Source organism: Pseudonocardia tropica (assembly GCF_040105315.1).
GTDB classification, from domain to species: Bacteria; Actinomycetota; Actinomycetes; order Mycobacteriales; family Pseudonocardiaceae; genus Pseudonocardia; species Pseudonocardia alni.
Window position 1 is genome coordinate 66643 of record NZ_JBEDNP010000007.1, and the last position, 19818, is coordinate 86460.

Annotated in this window: 17 protein-coding genes; 3 read left to right on the forward strand and 14 right to left on the reverse strand. The window is 75.3% G+C overall.

Annotation, left to right across the window (positions count from 1 at the left end):
* Nucleotides 1-4: 4 nt before the first annotated feature.
* The 12 genes from WHI96_RS13445 to WHI96_RS13500 form a co-directional block, all read right to left on the reverse strand.
* Entirely contained in the window at nt 5-604 is a 600-nt protein-coding gene (locus WHI96_RS13445; RefSeq protein ID WP_345640448.1) for a TlpA family protein disulfide reductase, read from the reverse strand.
* Nucleotides 601-1260: a histidine phosphatase family protein gene (locus WHI96_RS13450; RefSeq protein ID WP_345640445.1), complete on the reverse strand. Its 660-nt coding sequence runs from the start codon at nt 1258-1260 to the stop codon at nt 601-603. Before WHI96_RS13450 ends, WHI96_RS13445 begins: the two co-directional genes overlap by 4 nt.
* Nucleotides 1261-1262: 2 nt before the next feature.
* Nucleotides 1263-2576 carry a glutamate-1-semialdehyde 2,1-aminomutase gene (gene hemL, locus WHI96_RS13455; RefSeq protein ID WP_345640442.1) on the reverse strand — a complete coding sequence of 438 codons (1314 nt, stop codon included), beginning with the start codon at nt 2574-2576 and terminating at the stop codon, nt 1263-1265.
* Between the two features lie 49 nt (nt 2577-2625).
* On the reverse strand, nt 2626-3405 hold the full coding sequence (locus WHI96_RS13460; RefSeq protein ID WP_345640439.1) for a hypothetical protein: 780 nt from the start codon (nt 3403-3405) through the stop codon (nt 2626-2628).
* 344 nt (nt 3406-3749) lie between these two features.
* Nucleotides 3750-4727, reverse strand: coding sequence for a porphobilinogen synthase (gene hemB / locus WHI96_RS13465; RefSeq protein ID WP_345640436.1), 978 nt, complete (start codon nt 4725-4727; stop codon nt 3750-3752).
* An 85-nt stretch (nt 4728-4812) separates the two neighbouring features.
* Nucleotides 4813-6354: a bifunctional uroporphyrinogen-III C-methyltransferase/uroporphyrinogen-III synthase gene (locus WHI96_RS13470; protein WP_178375914.1), complete on the reverse strand. Its 1542-nt coding sequence runs from the start codon at nt 6352-6354 to the stop codon at nt 4813-4815.
* A gap of 17 nt (nt 6355-6371) precedes the next feature.
* Nucleotides 6372-7328: a hydroxymethylbilane synthase gene (hemC, locus tag WHI96_RS13475; protein ID WP_345640431.1), complete on the reverse strand. Its 957-nt coding sequence runs from the start codon at nt 7326-7328 to the stop codon at nt 6372-6374.
* The gene (locus tag WHI96_RS13480; protein WP_345640428.1) at nt 7325-8761 is read right to left on the reverse strand and encodes a glutamyl-tRNA reductase; all 1437 of its coding nucleotides are present in this window, start codon (nt 8759-8761) and stop codon (nt 7325-7327) included. Before WHI96_RS13480 ends, hemC begins: the two co-directional genes overlap by 4 nt.
* 4 nt (nt 8762-8765) lie before the next feature.
* Nucleotides 8766-9494, reverse strand: a complete 729-nt coding sequence (locus WHI96_RS13485; RefSeq protein WP_345640424.1) for a redox-sensing transcriptional repressor Rex — start codon at nt 9492-9494, stop codon at nt 8766-8768.
* A gap of 480 nt (nt 9495-9974) precedes the next feature.
* Complete coding sequence (locus tag WHI96_RS13490; protein WP_349302385.1) at nt 9975-11660, reverse strand: molybdopterin-dependent oxidoreductase; 1686 nt, start codon at nt 11658-11660, stop codon at nt 9975-9977.
* Entirely contained in the window at nt 11657-11893 is a 237-nt protein-coding gene (locus tag WHI96_RS13495) for a glutaredoxin family protein (RefSeq protein ID WP_345640418.1), read from the reverse strand. Before WHI96_RS13495 ends, WHI96_RS13490 begins: the two co-directional genes overlap by 4 nt.
* A 1-nt stretch (nt 11894) precedes the next feature.
* Entirely contained in the window at nt 11895-13499 is a 1605-nt protein-coding gene (locus WHI96_RS13500) for an AMP-binding protein (RefSeq protein WP_345640415.1), read from the reverse strand.
* A 727-nt stretch (nt 13500-14226) separates the two neighbouring features.
* Here WHI96_RS13500 and WHI96_RS13505 point away from each other — a divergent pair.
* The 3 genes from WHI96_RS13505 to WHI96_RS13515 all read left to right on the forward strand — a co-directional run bounded on the left by WHI96_RS13505 (nt 14227) and on the right by WHI96_RS13515 (nt 17622).
* Nucleotides 14227-14865, forward strand: coding sequence for a sigma-70 family RNA polymerase sigma factor (locus WHI96_RS13505; RefSeq protein ID WP_345640412.1), 639 nt, complete (start codon nt 14227-14229; stop codon nt 14863-14865).
* 190 nt (nt 14866-15055) lie between these two features.
* Nucleotides 15056-16480: a DUF5667 domain-containing protein gene (locus WHI96_RS13510; RefSeq protein WP_345640408.1), complete on the forward strand. Its 1425-nt coding sequence runs from the start codon at nt 15056-15058 to the stop codon at nt 16478-16480.
* A 251-nt stretch (nt 16481-16731) separates the two neighbouring features.
* Nucleotides 16732-17622 carry an HAD family hydrolase gene (locus WHI96_RS13515; protein WP_062398055.1) on the forward strand — a complete coding sequence of 297 codons (891 nt, stop codon included), beginning with the start codon at nt 16732-16734 and terminating at the stop codon, nt 17620-17622.
* 99 nt (nt 17623-17721) lie between these two features.
* Here the strand turns inward: WHI96_RS13515 and WHI96_RS13520 are convergent, their stop codons facing one another.
* The gene (locus WHI96_RS13520; protein ID WP_345640404.1) at nt 17722-18750 is read right to left on the reverse strand and encodes a lysophospholipid acyltransferase family protein; all 1029 of its coding nucleotides are present in this window, start codon (nt 18748-18750) and stop codon (nt 17722-17724) included.
* Nucleotides 18751-18767: 17 nt separating this feature from the next.
* Entirely contained in the window at nt 18768-19814 is a 1047-nt protein-coding gene (locus WHI96_RS13525) for an NAD-dependent epimerase/dehydratase family protein (RefSeq protein ID WP_062398059.1), read from the reverse strand.
* Nucleotides 19815-19818 lie beyond the last annotated feature (4 nt).

Genomic DNA, 19818 nt, shown 5'->3' on the forward strand with positions numbered 1-19818 from the left:
CCGGTCAGCGGGACGAACCGGACCGCGGCTCGGCGGCGAGCCGGGTGATGAGCGGCAGCAGGTCGGAGCTGCCGACCGGGACCAGGAACACCGCGGCGACCCGGGCGTCGCGGTCGAGCACGATCGTCGAGGGCACGACGTTGCGCGGGTAGCCGTCGAGCCGGGCCAGGGTGCGGCCGGGCGCGTCGTAGATCGAGTCGTAGGTGATGCCGCGGTCGGTGACGAAGTCCAGGGCGGCCTGCCGGTCGTCGCGGACGTCGATCCCGAGGACGACGGCCTTGCCCCGGGACGCCTCGGCCACGGCCTGCAGCTCGGGGGCCTCGGCCCGGCACGGACCGCACCAGGAGCCCCAGATGTTGACGACCCGCACCGTGTCGGGGAAGTCGCCGATGCCGACCTGGGTGCCCTCGCGCAGCAGGCTCTCGCCGCGCAGGTCGGTGATCGGCCGGCGGCTCTCCGGCGGGTCGTAGGTGATGCGCACCTGGCCGCCCGGGGCGACGAACTGGAAGTCCTGGCCCGGTCCCCCGCCCGCGGCGTCGCGGCCGACGCCGCACCCGGCCACGAGCAGCAGCAGCCCGAGCAGGGCGGGCAGCAGGCGTCTCATGCCCCGGTCACCATCGCGCCGCTCGGGCCGGCCGGCTCGGCGTAGCGCAGCCCGGTCATCCGGGTGCCGGTGAACTCGATGCTGGTCAGCGAGGCGAGCGCGCACTGGCGGCGGCGCGGGTCGTGCCAGAGCCGCTGACCCGTCAGGTAGCGGCGCAGCGTCCAGATCGGCAGCTGGTGGGACACGCACACGACCTCGCGGCCGGGTGCGAGCGCCCGCGCGGCGTGCACGGCGCCGAGCATCCGGTGCGCGATCGCGAGGTACGGCTCGCCCCAGGACGGGGTGAACGGGTCGCGCAGCAGCCGCCACACCTGCGGGCGCTTGAGCGCGCCGTCGCCGACGCCGAACCGCTTGCCCTCGAAGAGGTTGCCGGACTCGATCAGGCCCTCGTCGGTGTGGATGTCGACGCCGTGGGCGTCCGCGATCGGGCGGGCGGTCTCCTGGGCGCGCTGCAACGGCGACGCGACGACGGCGGCGACGTCGTCGCCGTCGAGGTACGCGGCGACGGTCTTGGCCTGGGCCCGGCCGTGGTCGGACAGGTGGTAGCCGGGGATGCGGCCGTAGAGGACACCCTCGGGGTTGTGCACCTCGCCGTGGCGCAGGACGTGCACCACGGTCACCGGCCCCGAGGCGGGCGGGCTGGTCCGGTCGCCCACGGTCAGACCCCGTCCGGGCGGGTGGCGGCGGCCGCGGCCGTCGCGGCGGCGGCCAGACCGGTCTCGATCCGCTCGAACGCCTCGTCGTCGAGCGCGGTGGAGACGAACCAGCCCTCGAAGGCGCTCGGGGGCAGGTAGACGCCGTGGTCGAGCATCGCGTGGAAGAACGCCGGGTAGCGCCAGGTCTCGGCCGCCTTGGCCCCGGTGTAGTCGGTGACCGGGGTGTCGGTGAAGAACGGCGAGAACATCGTGCCCGCGTACTGCAGGGTGTGCGCGACGCCCTCCCGTTCCAGCGCCGCGGTGACCAGCGCGCCGATCCGGTCGGCGTTGGCCTGCAGGGTGGCGTAGGCGGCGTCGTCGGCGTGGCGCAGCGTGGTGAGCCCGGCGGCGACGGCGACGGGGTTCCCGGCCAGCGTGCCCGCCTGGTAGACCGGCCCGGCCGGGGCCAGGTACGACATGTGCTGCGCCGACCCGCCGAACGCGGCCGCGGGCAGCCCGCCGGACATGACCTTGCCGAAGGTGTAGAGGTCCCCGGCGACGCCGTCGCAGCCGAACCAGCCCTGCCGCGACGCGCGGAACCCGGTCATCACCTCGTCGATCACCAGCAGCGCGCCGTGCGCGTGGCACAGGTCGCGCAGCCCGGCGTTGAAGCCCTCGACCGGCGGGACCACGCCCATGTTGCCCGCGGCGGCCTCGGTGATCACGCAGGCGATGTCGGCGCCGCGCTGCTCGAAGACCCGGCGGACGGCGTCGAGGTCGTTGTAGGGCAGCACGACGGTGTCGGCGGCCTGGGCTCCGGTGACGCCCGGGCTGGTCGGCAGGCCGAGGGTGGCGATCCCGGAGCCGGCGTCGGCGAGCAGCGCGTCGACGTGGCCGTGGTAGCAGCCGGAGAACTTCACGATCACGGTGCGGCCGGTGATGCCGCGGGCGAGCCGGATGGCGCTCATCGTCGCCTCGGTGCCCGAGTTGACCAGGCGGACCTGCTCGACCGGGGTCCGGTCGACGATCTCGGCGGCGAGGTCGATCTCGCCCGGGGTCGGGGTGCCGAACGACAGCCCCTGCGACGCCGCGGACCGCACCGCCTCGACGACGGCCGGGTGCGCGTGCCCCAGGATCATCGGCCCCCAGGAGGAGACGAGGTCGACGTAGGTGGCGCCGTCGGCGTCGGTGAGGCGGCAGCCCTCACCCGAGACCATGAACCGCGGGGTGCCGCCGACCGAGTTGAACGCCCGCACCGGCGAGTTCACCCCGCCGGGGATCAGCTCGGTCGCCCGCTCGAAGAGGCGGGCGGACTCCTTCGGTTCCGGGTTGCTCACGGCGGTCCCTGCGCTTCCGGTGCTCACGTCCCCAGTCTCGCAGCCGGTGTCAGGACCGGCTCGCGGCCCCGAGCTTGCGGGTGGCGTACCACTCCTTCGCCGGGCGCCCGAACAGCAGCGTGACCCCGGCGACGGACAGCGCCACGACGAGCACCGCGAACAGCGGGGTCGTCGGCGCCATGAGCAGCAGGAGCGGGATCCCGTAGACGCCGGCCAGCACGGCCAGCGCGATCCGGGCGCCACCGGCCCCGAGGAACGCGACGACGGCCAGCGCGATCCACACCAGCGCCAGGACGAGGAAGACCCCGCCCATCACCCGCACGAACTGGGTGAGCTGGTCCATCGTCAGCCCGGTCTGGGCCAGCGCGGCGTCGATGTCGGCACGCGGGAGCCCGGTGTCGTCGAGGACCGCGTCGTTGATCGTCGCGAACATCGCGCCGATGCCCATGACGACGAACGGCAGCGCCGCGGCGACCAGTGCGACCAGCGCGGTGACCACCTGACGCGGCCGGGCCGGACGTCCCTGCGGCCCGCTGCCGAGCCCCGCCGGGGGCGGCCCCCAGCCCGACGCGGTGTTCCACTGCGGGCCCTGCCCGGCCTGCTGCCCCGGCTGCGGCGCTGCGCCCGGCTGCGGGGTGGTGCCCGGCTGCGGGGTGGTGCCCGGCTGCGGCGCGGGTGCGGCGGGTGACTGCTGCGGGGACGCCGGCGGTGTGGAGCCGCCGTGCCAGCCGTGGGGGTACGGGTTCTGCGGGTACTGCGGGTAGCGCCCCGTCGACGGCCCGGGCCGGTAGTACTGCGGGGCGTCGTGCTGTCCGGGGTTGCTGCTCACGGCCTCCACGGTAGCCGTGCCGGTGTCCGGTTTGCCACGTTCGGCGGTACCCGACGCCGCGATTCACCCCTCGTGGAGCGGTCGCCCGGCATCGCCCGGCACCTTCTGTCGCCGCCCGGCGGGATCCGGCACCGTACGGCCAGGCCCGGCCGGGGGCCCTGCGATGCCGCTCCGCCGAACCGGGACGCCGCGTCGGGCCCCGGTCTCGTCGAGCTCCGGAAGGAGCCCGGGCTCGTCGAGGCGCCGGTAGGGAGTGCGGCGATTTCGCTTACCCGGTAAGCGAATTCACGGACAGGTGGCCCCGGGGGTCGCCACCCGGCGCCCGTCTTCTCCGCGGAAACCCTTCATCGCGAGAGCCAGGTCGCGGCCTCGGTCGCCCAGTAGGTCAGGATCACGTCCGCACCGGCGCGGCGGATCGAGGTCAGCGTCTCCATGATGGTCCGCTCGCGTTCGAGCCAGCCCCGGGCGACCGCGGCCTCGACCATCGCGTACTCCCCGGAGATCTGGTACGCCGCGACCGGCACGTCGGCGACGTCGGCCACCCGGGCCAGGATGTCCAGGTAGGCCAGGGCGGGCTTGACCATCACCAGGTCGGCGCCCTCGTCGAGGTCGAGCGCCAGCTCGCGCAGCGCCTCGCGGGCGTTGCCGCCGTCCTGCTGGTAGGTCTTGCGGTCCCCCGTGAGCTGCGAGTTCACCGCCTCGCGGAACGGGCCGTAGAACGCCGAGGCGTACTTGGCGGTGTAGGAGAGGATGCCGGTGTCGGTGAACCCTGCCTCGTCGAGCGCGGAGCGGATGACACCGACCTGGCCGTCCATCATCCCGCTGGGGCCGACGAGGTGGGCTCCGGCGCGGGCCTGCTCGACGCCCATCCGGGCGTAGACCTCCAGCGTGGCGTCGTTGTCGACGCCGCCGTCGGCGTCGAGCACGCCGCAGTGCCCGTGGTCGGTGAACTCGTCGAGGCACAGGTCGGACATGACGACCAGGTCGTCCCCGACCTCGGCGCGGACGTCACGCAGGCCGACGTTGAGGATCCCGTCCGGGTCGACGGAGCCGGAGCCGGTCGCGTCGTGGTGCTCGGGGACCCCGAACAGCATCACGCCGCCGACGCCCGCGGCCGCCGCCTCCGCGGCCGCCTTGCGCAGCGAGTCGCGGGTGTGCTGGACGACCCCCGGCATCGAGCCGATCGGGACCGGCTCCGTCGCGCCCTCACGGACGAACATCGGCAGCACCAGCTGCCGCGGACGGACCTCGGTCTCGGAGACCAGCCGCCGCATCGCGGGGGTGGTCCGCAACCGTCGGGGACGCTGCGCCGGGAAACCCATGCGGACCAGGCTACGACCGGCCCGGACACACGTCGGCCCCGCACCACCTCGGGAGGCGGTACGGGGCCCCGACGGGAGCACACGCTCAGCGGCGGCGCGCCTTCACCTTCTTCGGCGGCGGCAGGTTGCCCTCGGCGCGCAGCTTCGCGGTGTGGCTGGCCAGCGCGTCGACCAGGGTCGGGACGCGGGCCTCCTCCGGCTGCACGTCGACCCGCAGGCCGAACTCGCGCGCGGTCTCCGCGGTGGCCGGGCCGATGCAGGCGACCAGGGTCCGGGCGTGCGGCTTGCCGGCGATGCCGACCAGGTTCCGCACCGTCGACGACGAGGTGAAGCACACCGCGTCGAAGCCGCCGGTCTTGATCGCCTCACGGATCGGCGCGGGCGGCGGGGCGGCCCGGACGGTCCGGTAGGCCGTCACGTCGTCGACCTCCCAACCGCGCTCCTGCAGCCCGGCCGACAGCGTCTCGGTGGCGATGTCGGCGCGCGGGAGCAGCACCCGGTCGACCGGGTCGAGCACGTCGTCGTGCGGCGGGAAGATGTCCAGCAGGCCCTCGGACGTCGAGGACTGGGCCTCGTCGATGTCCGGGACGAGCTCGGGCTCGATGCCGAACTCACGGACCTTCTCCGCGGTCGAGCGGCCCACGCAGGCGATCTTCACACCGGAGAAGGCGCGGGCGTCGAGGCCGAACTCGCCGAACTTCTCCCAGACGGCCTTGACCGCGTTGGTCGAGGTGAACACGACCCACTGGTAACGGCCGTCGACGAGGCCCTTGACCGAGCGCTCCATCTGCGCGGGCGACCGGGGCGGCTCGACGGCGATCGTCGGCACCTCCTCCGGGATGGCGCCGTGCATCCGCAGCCGCTCGCTCATCACTCCGGCCTGGTCCTTGGTACGCGGCACCAGGACCCGCCAGCCGTAGAGCGCGCGCGACTCCCACCAGGACAGCTCGCCGCGACGACCGGCGGCCTCGCCGACGGTCAGGACGAGCGCGCCCTCCAGGTCGCCGCCGTCGGCGGCGATCCGCCCGACCGACGACGAGATGGTCCGCTGGGTGGAGGTGGTGCCGCCCGCGGTGATCGCGACCGGCGTCTCGTCCGGGACGCCCTGGGCGGTCAGACCGGCGGCGACGTCGCCGAGCAGCGCGCTCGTCGCGTGCAGCACGACCGGGCCCGGGCTCGCGGCCAGCGCGGCCCAGTCGACGCCCGCACGGACGTCGGCCTCGACGTGCGCCGACCCGAGCGCGACGCCGGCGTAGGCCGGGACCGCGGTCGAGGACGGGACGCCGGGGACGACGTCGAACGGCGTGCCCGAGGCGGACACGGCCATCGCCTCGGCGACGACGGCGTCGTTGGTCAGCGGGTCACCGGAGACCAGCCGGGCCACCGAGCGGCCCTGGCCCGCCTCGGTGAGCAGGTCGCTCGCGATGTCGGCGGGCTGGCCGACGGCCGGGCGCACCTCCGCGCCGTCCGCGGCCAGGGCGAGGATGCCCTCGGGCACGTCCGGGTCGGTGATGACCAGCGGCGAGCCGGCGAGCACGTCCCGGGCGCGCACGGTGAGCAGCGCCGGGTCCCCCGGTCCGCTGCCCACGAAGGCGATCCGCCCCGAGGTGTTGGCAGGTCCTGTCATTTCTGGAAACTCCCGAATCAGCGGTTGGCGGGACCACCGGGACCTGCGGGGGGCAGGTCCTCGGCTCCCAGGTCGAGGAGCTCGAGGGCGACCGCGGCCCCGAGCTTCTCTGCGTCGTCCATGTCTCCGGTGGCCGACGCGCGCACCACGTCGCCCCCCGCGATGTCCCCGATCCCCAGCGCACCGCGCAGGGACAGTCGGTCGACGGCCCGGCCGTCGTCGTCGAGGTCGGAGACGACCTCGGCGAGCGCCCCGACGGGGGTGTCGCACTCGGCGTCCAGCCCGGCCAGCACCGCGCGCTCGGCGGTGACGGCGAGGTGGACGCCCGCGTCGTCGAGGACCGCGTGCAGCGTCGCGACGAGGTCGGTGTCGGCGGTGCGGCACTCGATCGCCAGCGCGCCCTGCGCGGGGGCGGGCAGCATCTGCAGCGGGTCGATCAGCTCGTCCGCCTCGTCGACGCGGCCCAGCCGGCGCAGCCCCGCGGCGGCCACGACCACCGCGTCCAGCTCGCCCGACCGCACCTTCCCGATCCGGGTGTCCACGTTCCCGCGGATCGGCAGCACCTCCAGTCCCTGGCCGAGCGCGTGCAGCTGCACGGTCCGGCGCGGGGACCCCGTCCCGACCCGGGCGCCGCGGCCCAGCTCGCCGAGCACGCGACCGCCGGTGACCAGCGCGTCGCGGACGTCCTCGCGCTCGGGGACCGCCGCGATCGTCAGCCCCTCGGGCTGCGCGCTCGGCAGGTCCTTGTACGAGTGCACCGCGACGTCGATCTCACCGGCGTGGAGCGCGTCGCGCAGCTGCGAGACGAACACCCCGACCCCGATCTGCGGGATCGGCGCCGACGAGCGGTCGCCGCTGGTGGAGATGGTGACCAGCTCGCACGGGTGGCCCGCGGCGGTGAGCCGGTCGGCCACGGTGGTGGACTGCGCGACCGCCAGCTTCGACGGCCGGGTGCCGATCTTCAGGACGCTCACGAGATCTGCTCCGGGGGACGGGACCCGATCGACGGGGTGGCGTCGAACGGCGCGGTGGGGTCACTGAAGCGCAGGGCGGCGGTGACGTCGCCGCCGTCGACGCTGGCGTCGGCACCCCGGACCGGGGCGGCGACCGCGGCGGCGGCCTGCGGGTCGAGCTCGAACAGGGTGCGCAGCGCCGCGGCGTAGCTGTCCCCGTCCGGGCCCTCGGCCAGGCGCTTCACCTGGACCGTGGGCGTGTGCAGCAGCTTGTCGACGACCCGGCGGACGGTCCGCGAGAGCTCCTCGCGGACGTGGCCGTCCAGGTCGGGCAGCCGGGAGTCCAGGCGCAGCAGCTCGGCGTCGACGACCTCCGAGGCGCGCCGGCGCAGCGCGGTGACGGTCGGCGTGACCTCGGCCGAGCGCTGCCCGGCCAGGTACTGCTGGGCCTCGGCGTCGACCATCGTCTGGGCCGCGGCCACGGAACCGCCGTCGGCGGTGTCGAGCAGCCGGCGCTGCAGGGTGATGAGGTCGACCATGCGCACGCCGGACAGCTCACCGACGGCCGGGTCGACGTCACGCGGCAGGCCCAGGTCGCACACGACCAGAGGTGAGGTGCGGCCGGTCAGGGCCTCGGCGACCGGGGCCACGTCGACGACGTGCCCGATCGCGCCGGTGCAGGCCAGCATCAGGTCGGCGTCGCGCAGCTCGTGGGCCAGGGACCCCATGGGCGCGTAGCGCGCGGTGGTGCCCTGCTCGGCGTGCTCCAGGACCTTCTCCACGAGCCGCTCGCCGCGCTCGGCCGAGCGGTTCAGCACGACGATCTCGCCCGCCCCGGCACGGCGCAGGTGGGCTGCCGCCAGCGCGCCCATCGCCCCGGCGCCGACGATCACGGCGCGGGTCCCGCCCAGGCCGACGCCGCCGAGCTCGCGGTCGGCGTCGCGCAGGGCCTCGGACACCACCGAGGCGCCCGCCTCGTCGATGCCGGTCCCGGCGTGCACCCGCTTGCCGACGCGCAGTGCCTGCTGCACCAGCTCGTGCAGGACCTTGCCGACGGCGCCCGCGGCGTCCGCGGCGGCGTAGGCGCCGCGCAGCTGGCCGAGGATCTGCGACTCGCCGACCACCATCGAGTCCAGGCCCGCCGCCAGCGCGAACAGGTGCTGGACCGCGGAGCCCGCGTAGTGCACGAACAGGTGCTCGGACAGCTCGCCGATGGGGAACCCGGCGTGGGTACCGAGGACGTCGGTGACGTCGCCGAGGCCGCCGTGGAACGCGTCCACGACCGCGCAGATCTCGATCCGGTTGCACGTGGAGAGGACGACCGCCTCCTCGACGTGCGTGCGGTCGAGCATCTCCTCGAGCAGCTTGGGCACGTCGCCCGGAGCGACCGCGAGGCGCTCCAGCACCTCGACCGGCGCGCTGCGGTGCGACAGGCCGACCACGAGGACGCTCATGGCTCTACGACACCACCGATTCGTTCGTCTTGTCCGTCACCGCGGCGGCACCGGTGTGCCGTCGCGCCACGTGGAACGCGAGGACCTGCAGCTCGACCGACAGGTCGACCTTGCGGACCTCGACGTCGTCCGGGACCGTCAGCAGCACCGGAGCGAAGTTGAGGATGGACTGCACACCGGCCGCCACGAGCAGGTCGCAGACCTTCTGGGCCGCCGGGCCCGGCGTCGCGATCATCCCGATGGTGACGCCGCCACCGGCGCACACCTCGGGGATCTCGCGCACGTGCCGCACCCGGATGCCGTTGATCTCGCTGCCGACGAGGTCGTCGTCGACGTCGAACAGGGTGCTGACCGGGAACCCGCGGCCGGCGAAGCCGGTGTAGCCGGCCAGGGCGTGGCCCAGGTTGCCGACGCCGACCAGCGCGACCGACTGCCGGTGGTCCACGCCCAGCTCGCCCTGCAGCCGTCCCTGCAGCGAGGTGACGTCGTAGCCGACGCCGCGCACGCCGTAGGAACCCAGGTAGGACAGGTCCTTGCGGAGCTTGGCCGAGTTGACCCCGGAGGCACCGGCGAGCTCCTCGGACGACACCGTCTCGACGCCGGCCTCGCGCAGCTCGCCGAGCACCCGCAGGTACACCGCGAGCCGGGACACGGTGGCCTCCGGCACCGGGCGCGCGGGGCGCTCGCCGTTGCCGTCGGGCGCGGCGGCACCGGACTCGGGCGGCAGGGTCACGGGCCGTCCTCCTCGGGCGTCGGTCGTGGGCGGCCGTGTCCCGGTGCCCGCTCCTGCTCGCGGGGGCTTGTCCGCGGGCGGTCGGTCATCGAGACTGGGCGTGCTCCGGTCGGGGGTGTGCAGGTGCCGGTCGTCGGCGCGCTCGTGGCACGCCCGCGAACCGGCCGGACGGGCCGGTCGGGCTGCGGACGGACGAGGCCCGGCGTCCTCGGCGCCGCGGGGGCACCGTGCCACCGGGTCCGGCGACGGGAACCCACGGTAGCCGCTTGTGAAGGCACGCACAAAGTTGCGATCTTGGTCCTCTCCGTGCTCGACCCGGGCCCCTGACCTGGAGCTACCGGTGATCGACGGGCAGGAACCGCTCGTCGTGCGACGAGCGCCACGTCGTCCCCCACGACACCACCGTCACGCATACCTCGCGACCGCCCGTGACACACCTCTCCGCCCGGGACGGCGCGACGAGGCTCAGGTCACCGTCGCTCAGGTCACCGTGACGGTGCGGGTCGGCCGGCCGGTCGCCGCGCCCGGCAGCGGGGAGCGGCGCTCGGCGGTCTGGACGACGCCGTCGCCGTCGGTGGCGCGGCACACCAGCGTGTACCCGCCCGGCGGCAGGTCCAGTTCGGCGCGCCACTGCCGCCAGGTCGCCCCGCCGGCCGGCACCGGCGCGAGCTCCGCGGTGACCCACGACCCGGCCGTGTCGCCGTCCTGCACACCGACCTCGACCCGGCGGATCCCCCGCGGCACCGCCCAGGCGGTGCCGGTGACCACGACCCGGCCGGCGGGCACGCTCGCGTACGAGGCGGGTGACTCGATCCGCGCGGCGGTCTCCATCGGCCCGGGCGGCGCCCACCCGCGCATGCGCCAGTAGTCGGCGCGGGCGCCGAACGTCGTGAACTCGATGCCGGTGACCCACTTGGTGGCCGAGACGTAGCCATAGAGACCGGGGACGACGATCCGCACCGGGAAGCCGTGCTCGGGCGGCAGCGCGACCGGGCCGTCCGGTCCGGCCATCGCGACCGCGAGCAGCGCGCCGCGGGCGGGGTCGAGCAGCAGCGACGACGGGCTGCCCGCCGTCCAGCCGTCGGTGGAGGTGGACAGCGCCTGGTCCGCCGCCGGGTCGGGCGCCGCCTCCGCGAGCAGCGGCGCGAGCTCCACCCCGGTGAACCGGGTGGTGGACACAAGGTCGCCGCCGACGTCGTTGGAGACGCACGCCATCGTCACCCAGCGTTCGACGAGCGGGCGGGCCAGCAGGTCGTCGAGGGTGAGGGTGAGCTCGCGCCCGACCCGCCCGTGCACCCGCAGGCTCCACGACGCCGGGTCGACCGACGGGACCCGCAGCGCGGTGTCGATCCGGTAGAAGTCGTCGACGGCGGTGGTGAACGCGGCCGCGCCGGGCACCTGCGCTCCGGCGGGCAGCGCCGGGGCGGGCGCGATGCGGCCCTGCGCGGCGAGCGCCCGGATCCGAGCGGTGAGCGCGTCGCGTTCGGGCCCGATCCGGCCCGCGGGCAGCAGCGGCGCGGCGACCACGGCCCCGGTGCCCAGCACGACCCCGCCCGCCCCCGCCAGCGCCGTGGTGCGCAGGAACCGCCGCCGCGTCAGCGACGACCGGACGGGCCGCCCGTCGGGCAGCGTCCCGTGCACGGTCGGGGCGGGGATCCGGGACGCCAGCGCGTGCAGCCTCCGGAAGACCGTCACCGCGACGACCACCGCGGCACCCGCCGGGACCATGTCGAGCTGACCGGCGCCCGAGGCCGTCGCCGCGGCGACCACACCCAGCAGCCCGAGCGCAGCGAGCCCCCACACCCCCGGCCGCGGCGAGCGGCGCGACAGCGCCCCGAGCGAGGCCGCGGCCAGGGCCAGGACCACGAGCACCCCGACGACGACGGTGGAGCGGCTGCCGACCCCGGCCCCGACGGTCGCCGCGCCGGCCAGCGCGGGCGGGGTGAGCGCCACGACCTGCTCGGCGACGGCGTTCACCGGCCCGGCGGCCGGCGCGACCAGCAGCGCGAGCGCCTGCCCCGCGCCGACGCCCAGGGCGGCCGCGGCGAGCCCGGCCAGGGCGGTGCGGGCGGCCGGTGCGGTGCGGACCGGCGGGCGGTCCGTGTCCGGGGCCCCGCCGGCCGGACCGCCCGGGGTCGCGACCGGGCCGTCGGGGGCCGGGCTCACGGCCGGGCCAGGTCCGCGCGCAGGCGCTCCTCGTCGACCCGGAACGAGTCGTGCTCACGGCCGTCGAGCAGCACCACCGGCACCTGGTCGCCGTACTCGGCGCGCAGCTCGGCGTCGGAGTCGACGTCGACGGTGTCCCAGCCGGTGCCCGTCTCGGCACACACCCGGGCCAGTACCGCGGCGGCGTCGTCGCACAGGTGGCAGCCCACCCGGGTCAGCAGTCGTACCCGCATCTCACATCCTCGCCAGTGTCCTCCGGGCGATCTTGCCCGTCGGGGTGCGCGGAAGCTCGTCGGCGAAGGCGACGACCGCGGGCCGCTTGAACCGGGCGAGCCGGGCCGCGCAGTGCGCGGCGACCGTCTCCTCGGTGAGCTCGGCGCCCGCGACGGGCACGACCACCGCCTTGACCGCGGCGCCGGTCCGGTCGTCGGGCACCCCGACGACGGCGACCTCGGCCACCGCGTCCAGCTCGGCGACGACCTGCTCCACCTCGCGCGGGTAGACGTTGAAGCCGTTGACGATGACCAGGTCCGAGGACCGGTCGACGAGGTGCAGGTCGCCGTCCGTGTCGAGGTAGCCGACGTCGGCGGTGACGAACCAGCCGTCCTCGCCCGGGCCGCCGGAGCCGTCGGGCCAGTAGCCGGAGAACAGGTTGGGCCCGCGCACCGCGATCAGCCCGGTGTCGTCGGACGGGTCGGAGTCGTCGTCGTAGTCCAGGTCGTCCAGCGGGTCCTCGCCGCGCGGCTCGGGCTCCGGCGCGGGCCTGCGCTCCATCGGCTGCCCGTCGGCGTCGACCAGGCGCAGCTCGACGCCGGGCAGCACCTGACCGACCGAGCCGGGCTTGGCCGGTCGGCCCAGGTCGTTGCTGGTGACGACGGGCCCGCCCTCGGTGAGGCCGTAGCCCTCGTGCAGGTCCAGCCCGCTCGCCGCGCGGAAGTCCGCGAGCCAGCCCGCGGGCAGCGGCGCCCCGCCGGAGGTGCACAGCCGCACCCCGGCCATCGCGGCGCGCAGCCGCTCGGGCCCGAGGTCGAGCAGCGTCCGGAACATCGACGGCACCCCGGCGACGACGCTCACCCGCTCCTCGACGACCGTCTCGACCAGCCGGTCCGGGGAGAACCGGCCGGGCAGCACGACGGTCGCGCCGGTCCAGCAGACCTGCAGGAGCCCGGCGGCGAGGCCGTAGACGTGGAACAGGGGCAGCGCCAGCAGGACCCGGTCGACCCCGTTGACCGGCGCCGGGCGGAGCGCGCCCGCCTGCTCGCGGTTGGCCAGCAGCGCGCGGTGCGACAGCTGCACTCCGCGCGGACGCCCGGTGGTCCCGGAGGTGAACACGACCAGCGCGAGGCGCTCGGGGTCGGCGGGGGCCCGGTCGGCCGGGGCGTCCGGGACCGGCGCGGCCAGGTCCGGCGGACCCAGCAGCGTCGCGCCGACGCCCTCGGCACAGCCGGCCGCGACGGCGTCGTCGGGCCCGGCGACGACCGCGACCGGCCGGGCCTGGTCGAGCACGACCTCGAGCTCGCGGGTCACCGAGCCCGCGCCGAACGGCACGACGACCGCGTCGGCCCGCAGCGCGCCGAACAGCGCCACGCAGTAGTCGGCGCCGTCGGGCAGGCCGACCGCGACCCGGTCGCCGTGGCGGACGCCCGCCGCACGCAGCCGGGCGGCCTCGGCGGAGACCGCGGCGTCGAACGCCGACCAGGTCAGGGTGAGCGGAGCGGCGCCGGACAGGTCACGGACGGCGTCGTGCCCCGGACGCTCGGAGGCGTTGCGCGCCACCAGGTCGGCGAGGTGGGTGGGCCGGTCGGGACGGCGGCCCGGCACGGGGTCGGAACTCGGCACGGCGGTCTCCATCCTCGGACCCGCCGGGGCGGGGTCGGCTCGTCGGCACGCGTCGCCGCCAGTGTTCCAAACCCGGCCACGACCGTCGTGTCCCGAGGGACCGCTCACCGCTGTGCACGCCACGTGTCGATGTGGACACGCTTCGCGCACGGTTCGTCCACCGCGCGTATCGGGCCGCTCGCCGGACCGGCACGCGACGAGAGGCGGCGAGTGCGTTGCGCCACTCGACAGACGTCTATGCTCCGCCGCTACACGACGTTCAACGCGCGAACCGCCGGTTCGTCGCGCGACTCACCCGAGGGAGTGGCATGCAGCTCGACGCCAGCGCGCCACGGCGCACACCGCGCCTCGCCGCGCGGGACGCGCCGGTGGTCCCCGCCGGCCGGGTCGCCCGCCGAGCCGTACCCCGTCCGACCCCCCGGGATCCATGACCCGGCCGATGCGACCGCACCGCCTGCTCCGACAGCAGCGCTCCGAGACCATCCCCGAGACCGTCCGTCCGAGCAGGGCCCCCGAACCCGGCCAGGACAGACCCGACACCGTCCGCCCCCAGCCGGACGGGGAGGTGTCCGTGACTTCAGCGACCTCTGCACCGTCCCAGCCGACGGGGCCGATCGCGTCCGCTCCCCTGGTCGACGCTCCCCCCACGTACCCCGCAGGCCCCGCCCTACACCGCCCGGACGGCCGGACCACCCGGTCGGGTCCGCCCGGCCGCACCGAGCAGGACATGCCGATGCCCCGCCAGGCACCGCGGATCTCGCAGGAGCTGCGGCGCCCGGAGGCCGACCCGGCCGACGAGGCCGCCCGCGCCGTCGAGGACGCGAACAGCTCCTGGGCCCTGGTCGAGGCCTGCCAGGCCGGCGACGCGGCCGCGTTCGGCGAGCTCTACGAGCGCTACCACGACGTCGTCTACCGGTACGTGCTGTTCCGGATGGGCGACCGGTCCTTCGCCGAGGACGTGACGCAGGAGACGTTCGTCCGCGCCCTTCGGCGGATCTCCTCGGTCAGCTACCAGGGCCGCGACATCGGGGCCTGGTTCGTCACCATCGCCCGGAACCTGATCTTCGACTACGTCAAGTCCAGCCGGTTCCGGCTGGAGCAGACGACCTCGGAGATCGTCGAGCTGTCGCCCAGCACCGGTGGTCCCGAGCAGCAGGTGCTCGACATGGCCACCAACGACGAGCTGCTGGCCTCGATCGCCAAGCTCAACTCCGACCAGCGCGAATGCATCCAGTACCGGTTCCTCAAGGGCCTCTCGGTCGCCGAGACCGCCGAGCTGATGGACCGCAACGAGGGTGCGGTCAAGGCGCTGCAGCACCGCGCGGTGCGTCGTCTCGCGCAGCTCCTCCCGGACGGTCTGCGGTGAGCGGGTCTGCCGCCGGATCAGCCGGAACGCGAGAGGGTGTGTCGACCACTGCGCCGAACGCACTACTCGATGCGGTGAACGGTTGGAAGGCCGTAACCTCGTCCGCGGTCGGTCGTTGTACGGACCGGCGCGCACCGACGGCGCCACACGCGCCGACGAGCAGCGCGAGACTGCAGTGAGGACGGACGGCATGCCCAGGGCATGGGACGACGGGTATCCCGGCGACGACGGTTTCGACCGTGCGCCGGCGGGTGCCCCTGCATCGGAGGAGCTGGCGCACGAGATCGCGCTGGCCGCCGCGCTGGACCGTTCGCGGCGTGATCTCTCGGCCGATCCGCACGCCTCGGCCCGGATGCGGGCGCGGCTGTTCGAGGTGCTGGCCCAGGAGGGCGTCGGGCAGCAGTCCGGCGGGTCCCCGTTCGGCGACCGGTTCGACCGCGTCGACCAGGCCGACCTCACCGCGCCGATCGGCCCGCCGATCGCCGACGACCTCGACTGGGACGCGGTGTCCAACCGCCGCGCCGCCGGCGAGCACGCCCCGGCGGCGGACGACCCGACCGGTCGCAGCAGCCGTCCGCGCCGCGGTCGCCACGTGCTGCCGTCGGACCACCCGGACCACCCGGAGCAGGTGGGCGCCCCGGCCGGGCCGGCCCGCGACGCCGAGGCCGGCCCCGGCCGCGACGACTCCGCCCGCCCGGCGCAGTCCGGCGCCCGGATGCTGGACCGCCGCCGCCCGAGCGTGCGCAAGCGCTTCGGCGTCGTCGTCGGCGGATTCGCCGCGCTCGCGGTGATCGCCGGCGTGACCTCGACCGCCAGCCGCGACGCCCTGCCCGGCGACGCGATGTACGGCATGAAGCGCGCCAGCGAGAGCGTCGGCGGGGTGTTCACCGTCGGCCAGCAGGCCGAGGCCGCCCGCCAGCTCGACCTGGCCCGCTCCCGGGTCGACGAGCTGGAGAGCCTGGTCGCGCGGTCCACACCGCCGTCGCCCGACGCGGTCGCGGCCGCGATGGGCGACTTCGACCGGGCCACCAGCACCGGCAGCAGGCTGATGCTGACCGGCGCGGGCACCGACGGCGCGGACACCTCGCGCCTGGCCGAGCTGCGGACCTGGGCGGCCGCCCAGTCCGGGCGCATCACCCGTCTGCAGTCCGACCTGCCCGCCGAGAGCCGCGGGGAGACCTCGGAGGCGATCCGCCTGCTGGACCGGGTGCTGTCCCGGGCCGAGGCGCTGCGGGCCGGCACCGGCTGCGCCGCGGACAGCGGCGGCACCGTCGACGACCTCGGCCCGGTGCCCGGCGAGTGCCGCACCGCGGGCGGGCCGTCCTCGGCGCAGGCCGTCGAGCAGTCCGCGCCGGTGACACCGTCGGAGACCGCGACCGGCACGCCGTCGCCCTCGCCGACCTCCGGTCCGGCGACCTCGACCTCGCAGGCCCCGACCACCTCGGGGTCCTCGCAGCAGGGCGGCGGGCTGCCGCTGCTGGACGGCGGTGGCTCGACCACCTCCGACAGCGGGTCGGGCAGCTCGTCGGAGTCGTCGTCGGAGCAGGACCGCCTGCTGCCGCCGATCACGATCCCACCGCTGCTGCCGGGCCTCGGCCCGGTCACCCTCGGCTGATCCGCTCCGGACACCACGGGTACGGGCCCGGTCCCCGGTACGTCGACATGTGTCACGTACCGGAGGCCGGGCCCGCTCCCGCGTTCCGGCAGTAGGCTGGGGCCGCGCCCCGATCCCCTCGGGACGCGAGACGTCGTCGCACCAGGAAGGCCGCCGTGGTGAGTGATCCCGGGTCCGTCCCCCCTCTCGACCAGAGCGGGACCCGCGAGTCTCACCCGCCCACCCACACCGGGCTCTCGGAGGAGCCGGGGGTGCTGGAGCGGGCGACCGCACTCGACTCCGCGCAGCGGGCCGGTCAGGCCTCCGCCGCAGCGGCCGTCGCCGCCGAGGCCGACGACCACCCCGACGGCCCGGAGGGCGGGGACGGCGCGCCGCCGGACCTCACCGCCGCCGCGTTCTTCGACTGCGACAACACGATGATGGTCGGCGCGTCGATCTTCCACTTCGCCCGCGGCCTGGCCGCGCGCAAGTTCTTCACCACCTCCGACATGGCCGGCTTCGCCTGGCAGCAGATCAAGTTCCGGGTCGGCGGCCGGGAGGACAAGGGCGGTATCGCGGGACACCGCGACACCGCGCTGTCGTTCGTCGCGGGCCGTCCGGTCGACGAGGTCGTCGCGCTCGGCGAGGAGATCTACGACGAGCTGATGTCGGACCGGATCTGGGCCGGGACCCGGGCGCTGGCCCAGATGCACCTCGACGCCGGCCAGCGGGTCTGGCTGGTCACCGCGACGCCGATCGAGCTGGCCCGCATCATCGCGCGCCGGCTCGGGCTGACCGGGGCGCTGGGCACCGTCGCGGAGTCCGTCGACGGGCTCTACACCGGACGGCTGGTCGGTGAGATCCTGCACGGCCCGGCGAAGGCGCACGCGGTCCGCGCGCTGGCCGCGTCGGAAGGGCTGGACCTGCGTCGCTGCACCGCGTACTCGGACTCGGTGAACGACGTCCCGATGCTCTCGGCGGTCGGTACCGCGGTCGCGGTGAACCCGGACTCCGAGCTGCGCGACGTCGCGAAGGCCCGCAACTGGCAGATCCGCGATTTCCGGACCGGCCGCAAGGCCGCCCGGATCGGGGTGCCCTCGGTGCTCGGCGCGGGCGCCGTCGCCGGTGCGGTGGCGGCCGGGATGGCCTACCGCAAGCGCTGACCCGCCCGACGGCTCAGGGCGGCGGGGCCCCGCGGTACCGGGCAGGCGGCCGTCCGCCGGCGGCGGGCCCGAGCCACCGCAGCGGGTCCGGCCGACGGATCAGCCCAGGAACACGTTGCGCCGCTGGGACAGCAGCCGGTACAGCGTGTGCTGGATGGTCTCCCGGACCTGGTCGGTCAGGTTGAACACCAGCATCGGGTCGTCCGCGTCGGCCGGGGTGTGGTCGTCGGTGCGGATCGGCTCGCCGAACTCGATGTACCACTTCGACGGCAGCGGGATCAGCCCTGCCGGGCCGAGCAGCGGGAAGGTCGGCGTGACCGGGAAGTACGGCGCCCCGAACAGCCGGGCCAGCGGCGCCAGGTCGCCGATCTTGGGGTAGATCTCCTCGGCGCCGACGATCGAGCACGGGATGATCGGGACCCCGGTGCGCAGCGCGACGGAGACGAACCCGCCGCGGCCGAACCGCTGCAGCTTGTAGCGGTCCCGGAACGGCTTGCCGATGCCCTTGAACCCCTCGGGGAACACCCCGACGAGCTCACCGGAGGTCATGAGCCGCTCGGCGTCGGGGTTGCAGGCCAGCGTCGCGCCGGACTTGCGGGCCAGCGAACCGGAGACCGGCATCGTGAACATGAGGTCGGCGCCGAGCAGCCGCAGGTGCCGGTGCGACGGGTGGTCGTCGTGCACCGCGACGGTCGTCATCGCCGCGTCGAGCGGCAGCGTCCCGGAGTGGTTGGCGACGATCAGCGCGCCACCGGTCTCGGGGATGTGGTGGGTGCCGATGGTCTCGACGCGGAACCAGCGCTTGTAGAGCGGACGCAGGGCGGGCAGCACCATCGCGTCGGTGAGTTCGCGGTCGAAGCCGAAATCGTCGATCGGGTAGTCGCCCGCGAGCCGGCGGCGCAGGAACTCCAGGACCTGCTCCAGCGCGGCCTCCCGGTCCGGGCCGCCCTCGTCGTCCTCGGGCTCGGGTGCGGAGGCGACCGGCGCGGGCAGCGACGGCTCCTCCGTCCGCGCGGGCCGGGCAGGCCCCCGGTTGCCCCGGATCGGGATCACCCGCGCCTCGGCCATGCCGTCGCCCTCCGTCGTACCACCGCGGCCGCCCGGCCGTCCCTGCTCGCGTGCCCGCATGCCGCCGTCCCGACCCGTCACCGCAGCGACCGGGCCAGGCCGAGCACGCCCCGTTCGAGCGAGGCGATCCGCTCCGGGCCGAGCACCGGCGCCAGCGCCTTGCCGCGTACGAAGTCGTCGAACGCCTGGGTGGTCGTCCACCGCGGCTCGAAGCCGAAGTCGTCGATCAGCCGGGTGAGGTCCACGACCCGGCCGAAGTTGAGGAAGCGCATCTGCTCCGGGGAGAAGTCGACGACGCGCGCGCCGCGCAGCACCCGGCTGACCGGGCCGACCGCGCCGCTCGGCACCGGGACGGCGATCTTGCCCGCGCGCCGGATGGCCTGGGACAGCATCAGCACCCCGTGCGCGGCGACGTTGAACACGCCCGGCAGCTCGTGGGTGGCGGCACGCTCGAGCACGGCGAGGCCGTCCTCCTCGTGCAGCAGCTGGATCCGGGCGTCGTAGCCCAGCACGGTGGGGACGACCGGAAGCGCGAAGTAGCGCGACAGCACGGTGTCCATCCGCGGGCCGATGAAGTTGGCGAACCGCAGGACCGTCGTGGTGACGTCCGGGCGGCGACGGCTGAACCCGCGCAGGTAGCCCTCGATCTCCGCGGCGTCCTTGGCGTACCCGCCCGAGGGCAGGTCCTTGGCCCCGATGGCCTCGTCGAACACGGCGGGGTCGCGGGAGCTGGAGCCGTAGACCGCGGTCGTCGACTTGAGCACGACCCGGCGCACGCTGGTCGCCTTCTGGCACGCGGCGAGGAGCTGCATCGTGCCGATGACGTTCATCTCCTTCATCGTCGCGCGGCCGCCCGCCGAGGCGGGGCTGGCCGAGAGCGACGCGTGCACGACGGTGTCGACGTTCGCCGAGGAGATGACCTTCGCGATGAGCGGGTTCCGGATGTCGGCGCGCACGAACTCGGCGCGGCCCATCCGCTTCAGCAGGTCCCGGGGCGGGGGGACGGTGTCCACGCCCAGCACCCGGTCGATGGCCGGGTCGGCCGCCAGCCGGGCCGCGAGGTGCCCGCCGAGGAAGCCGCTGACCCCGGTGACCAGCACGACGTTCGGGGTCGGCCGGTCCATGGGA

What these genes read in the sequence shown, in the direction of transcription:
- WHI96_RS13445 (WP_345640448.1), bottom strand. Translation starts at nt 604, where the DNA reads ATGAGACGCCTGCTGCCCGCCCTGCTCGGGCTGCTGCTGCTCGTGGCC.
- hemB (WP_345640436.1), bottom strand. Translation starts at nt 4,727, where the DNA reads ATGGGTTTCCCGGCGCAGCGTCCCCGACGGTTGCGGACCACCCCCGCG.
- WHI96_RS13470 (WP_178375914.1), bottom strand. Translation starts at nt 6,354, where the DNA reads ATGACAGGACCTGCCAACACCTCGGGGCGGATCGCCTTCGTGGGCAGC.
- WHI96_RS13480 (WP_345640428.1), bottom strand. Translation starts at nt 8,761, where the DNA reads ATGAGCGTCCTCGTGGTCGGCCTGTCGCACCGCAGCGCGCCGGTCGAG.
- WHI96_RS13495 (WP_345640418.1), bottom strand. Translation starts at nt 11,893, where the DNA reads ATGCGGGTACGACTGCTGACCCGGGTGGGCTGCCACCTGTGCGACGAC.
- WHI96_RS13505 (WP_345640412.1), top strand. Translation starts at nt 14,227, where the DNA reads ATGCCGATGCCCCGCCAGGCACCGCGGATCTCGCAGGAGCTGCGGCGC.
- WHI96_RS13510 (WP_345640408.1), top strand. Translation starts at nt 15,056, where the DNA reads ATGCCCAGGGCATGGGACGACGGGTATCCCGGCGACGACGGTTTCGAC.
- WHI96_RS13520 (WP_345640404.1), bottom strand. Translation starts at nt 18,750, where the DNA reads ATGCGGGCACGCGAGCAGGGACGGCCGGGCGGCCGCGGTGGTACGACG.
- WHI96_RS13525 (WP_062398059.1), bottom strand. Translation starts at nt 19,814, where the DNA reads ATGGACCGGCCGACCCCGAACGTCGTGCTGGTCACCGGGGTCAGCGGC.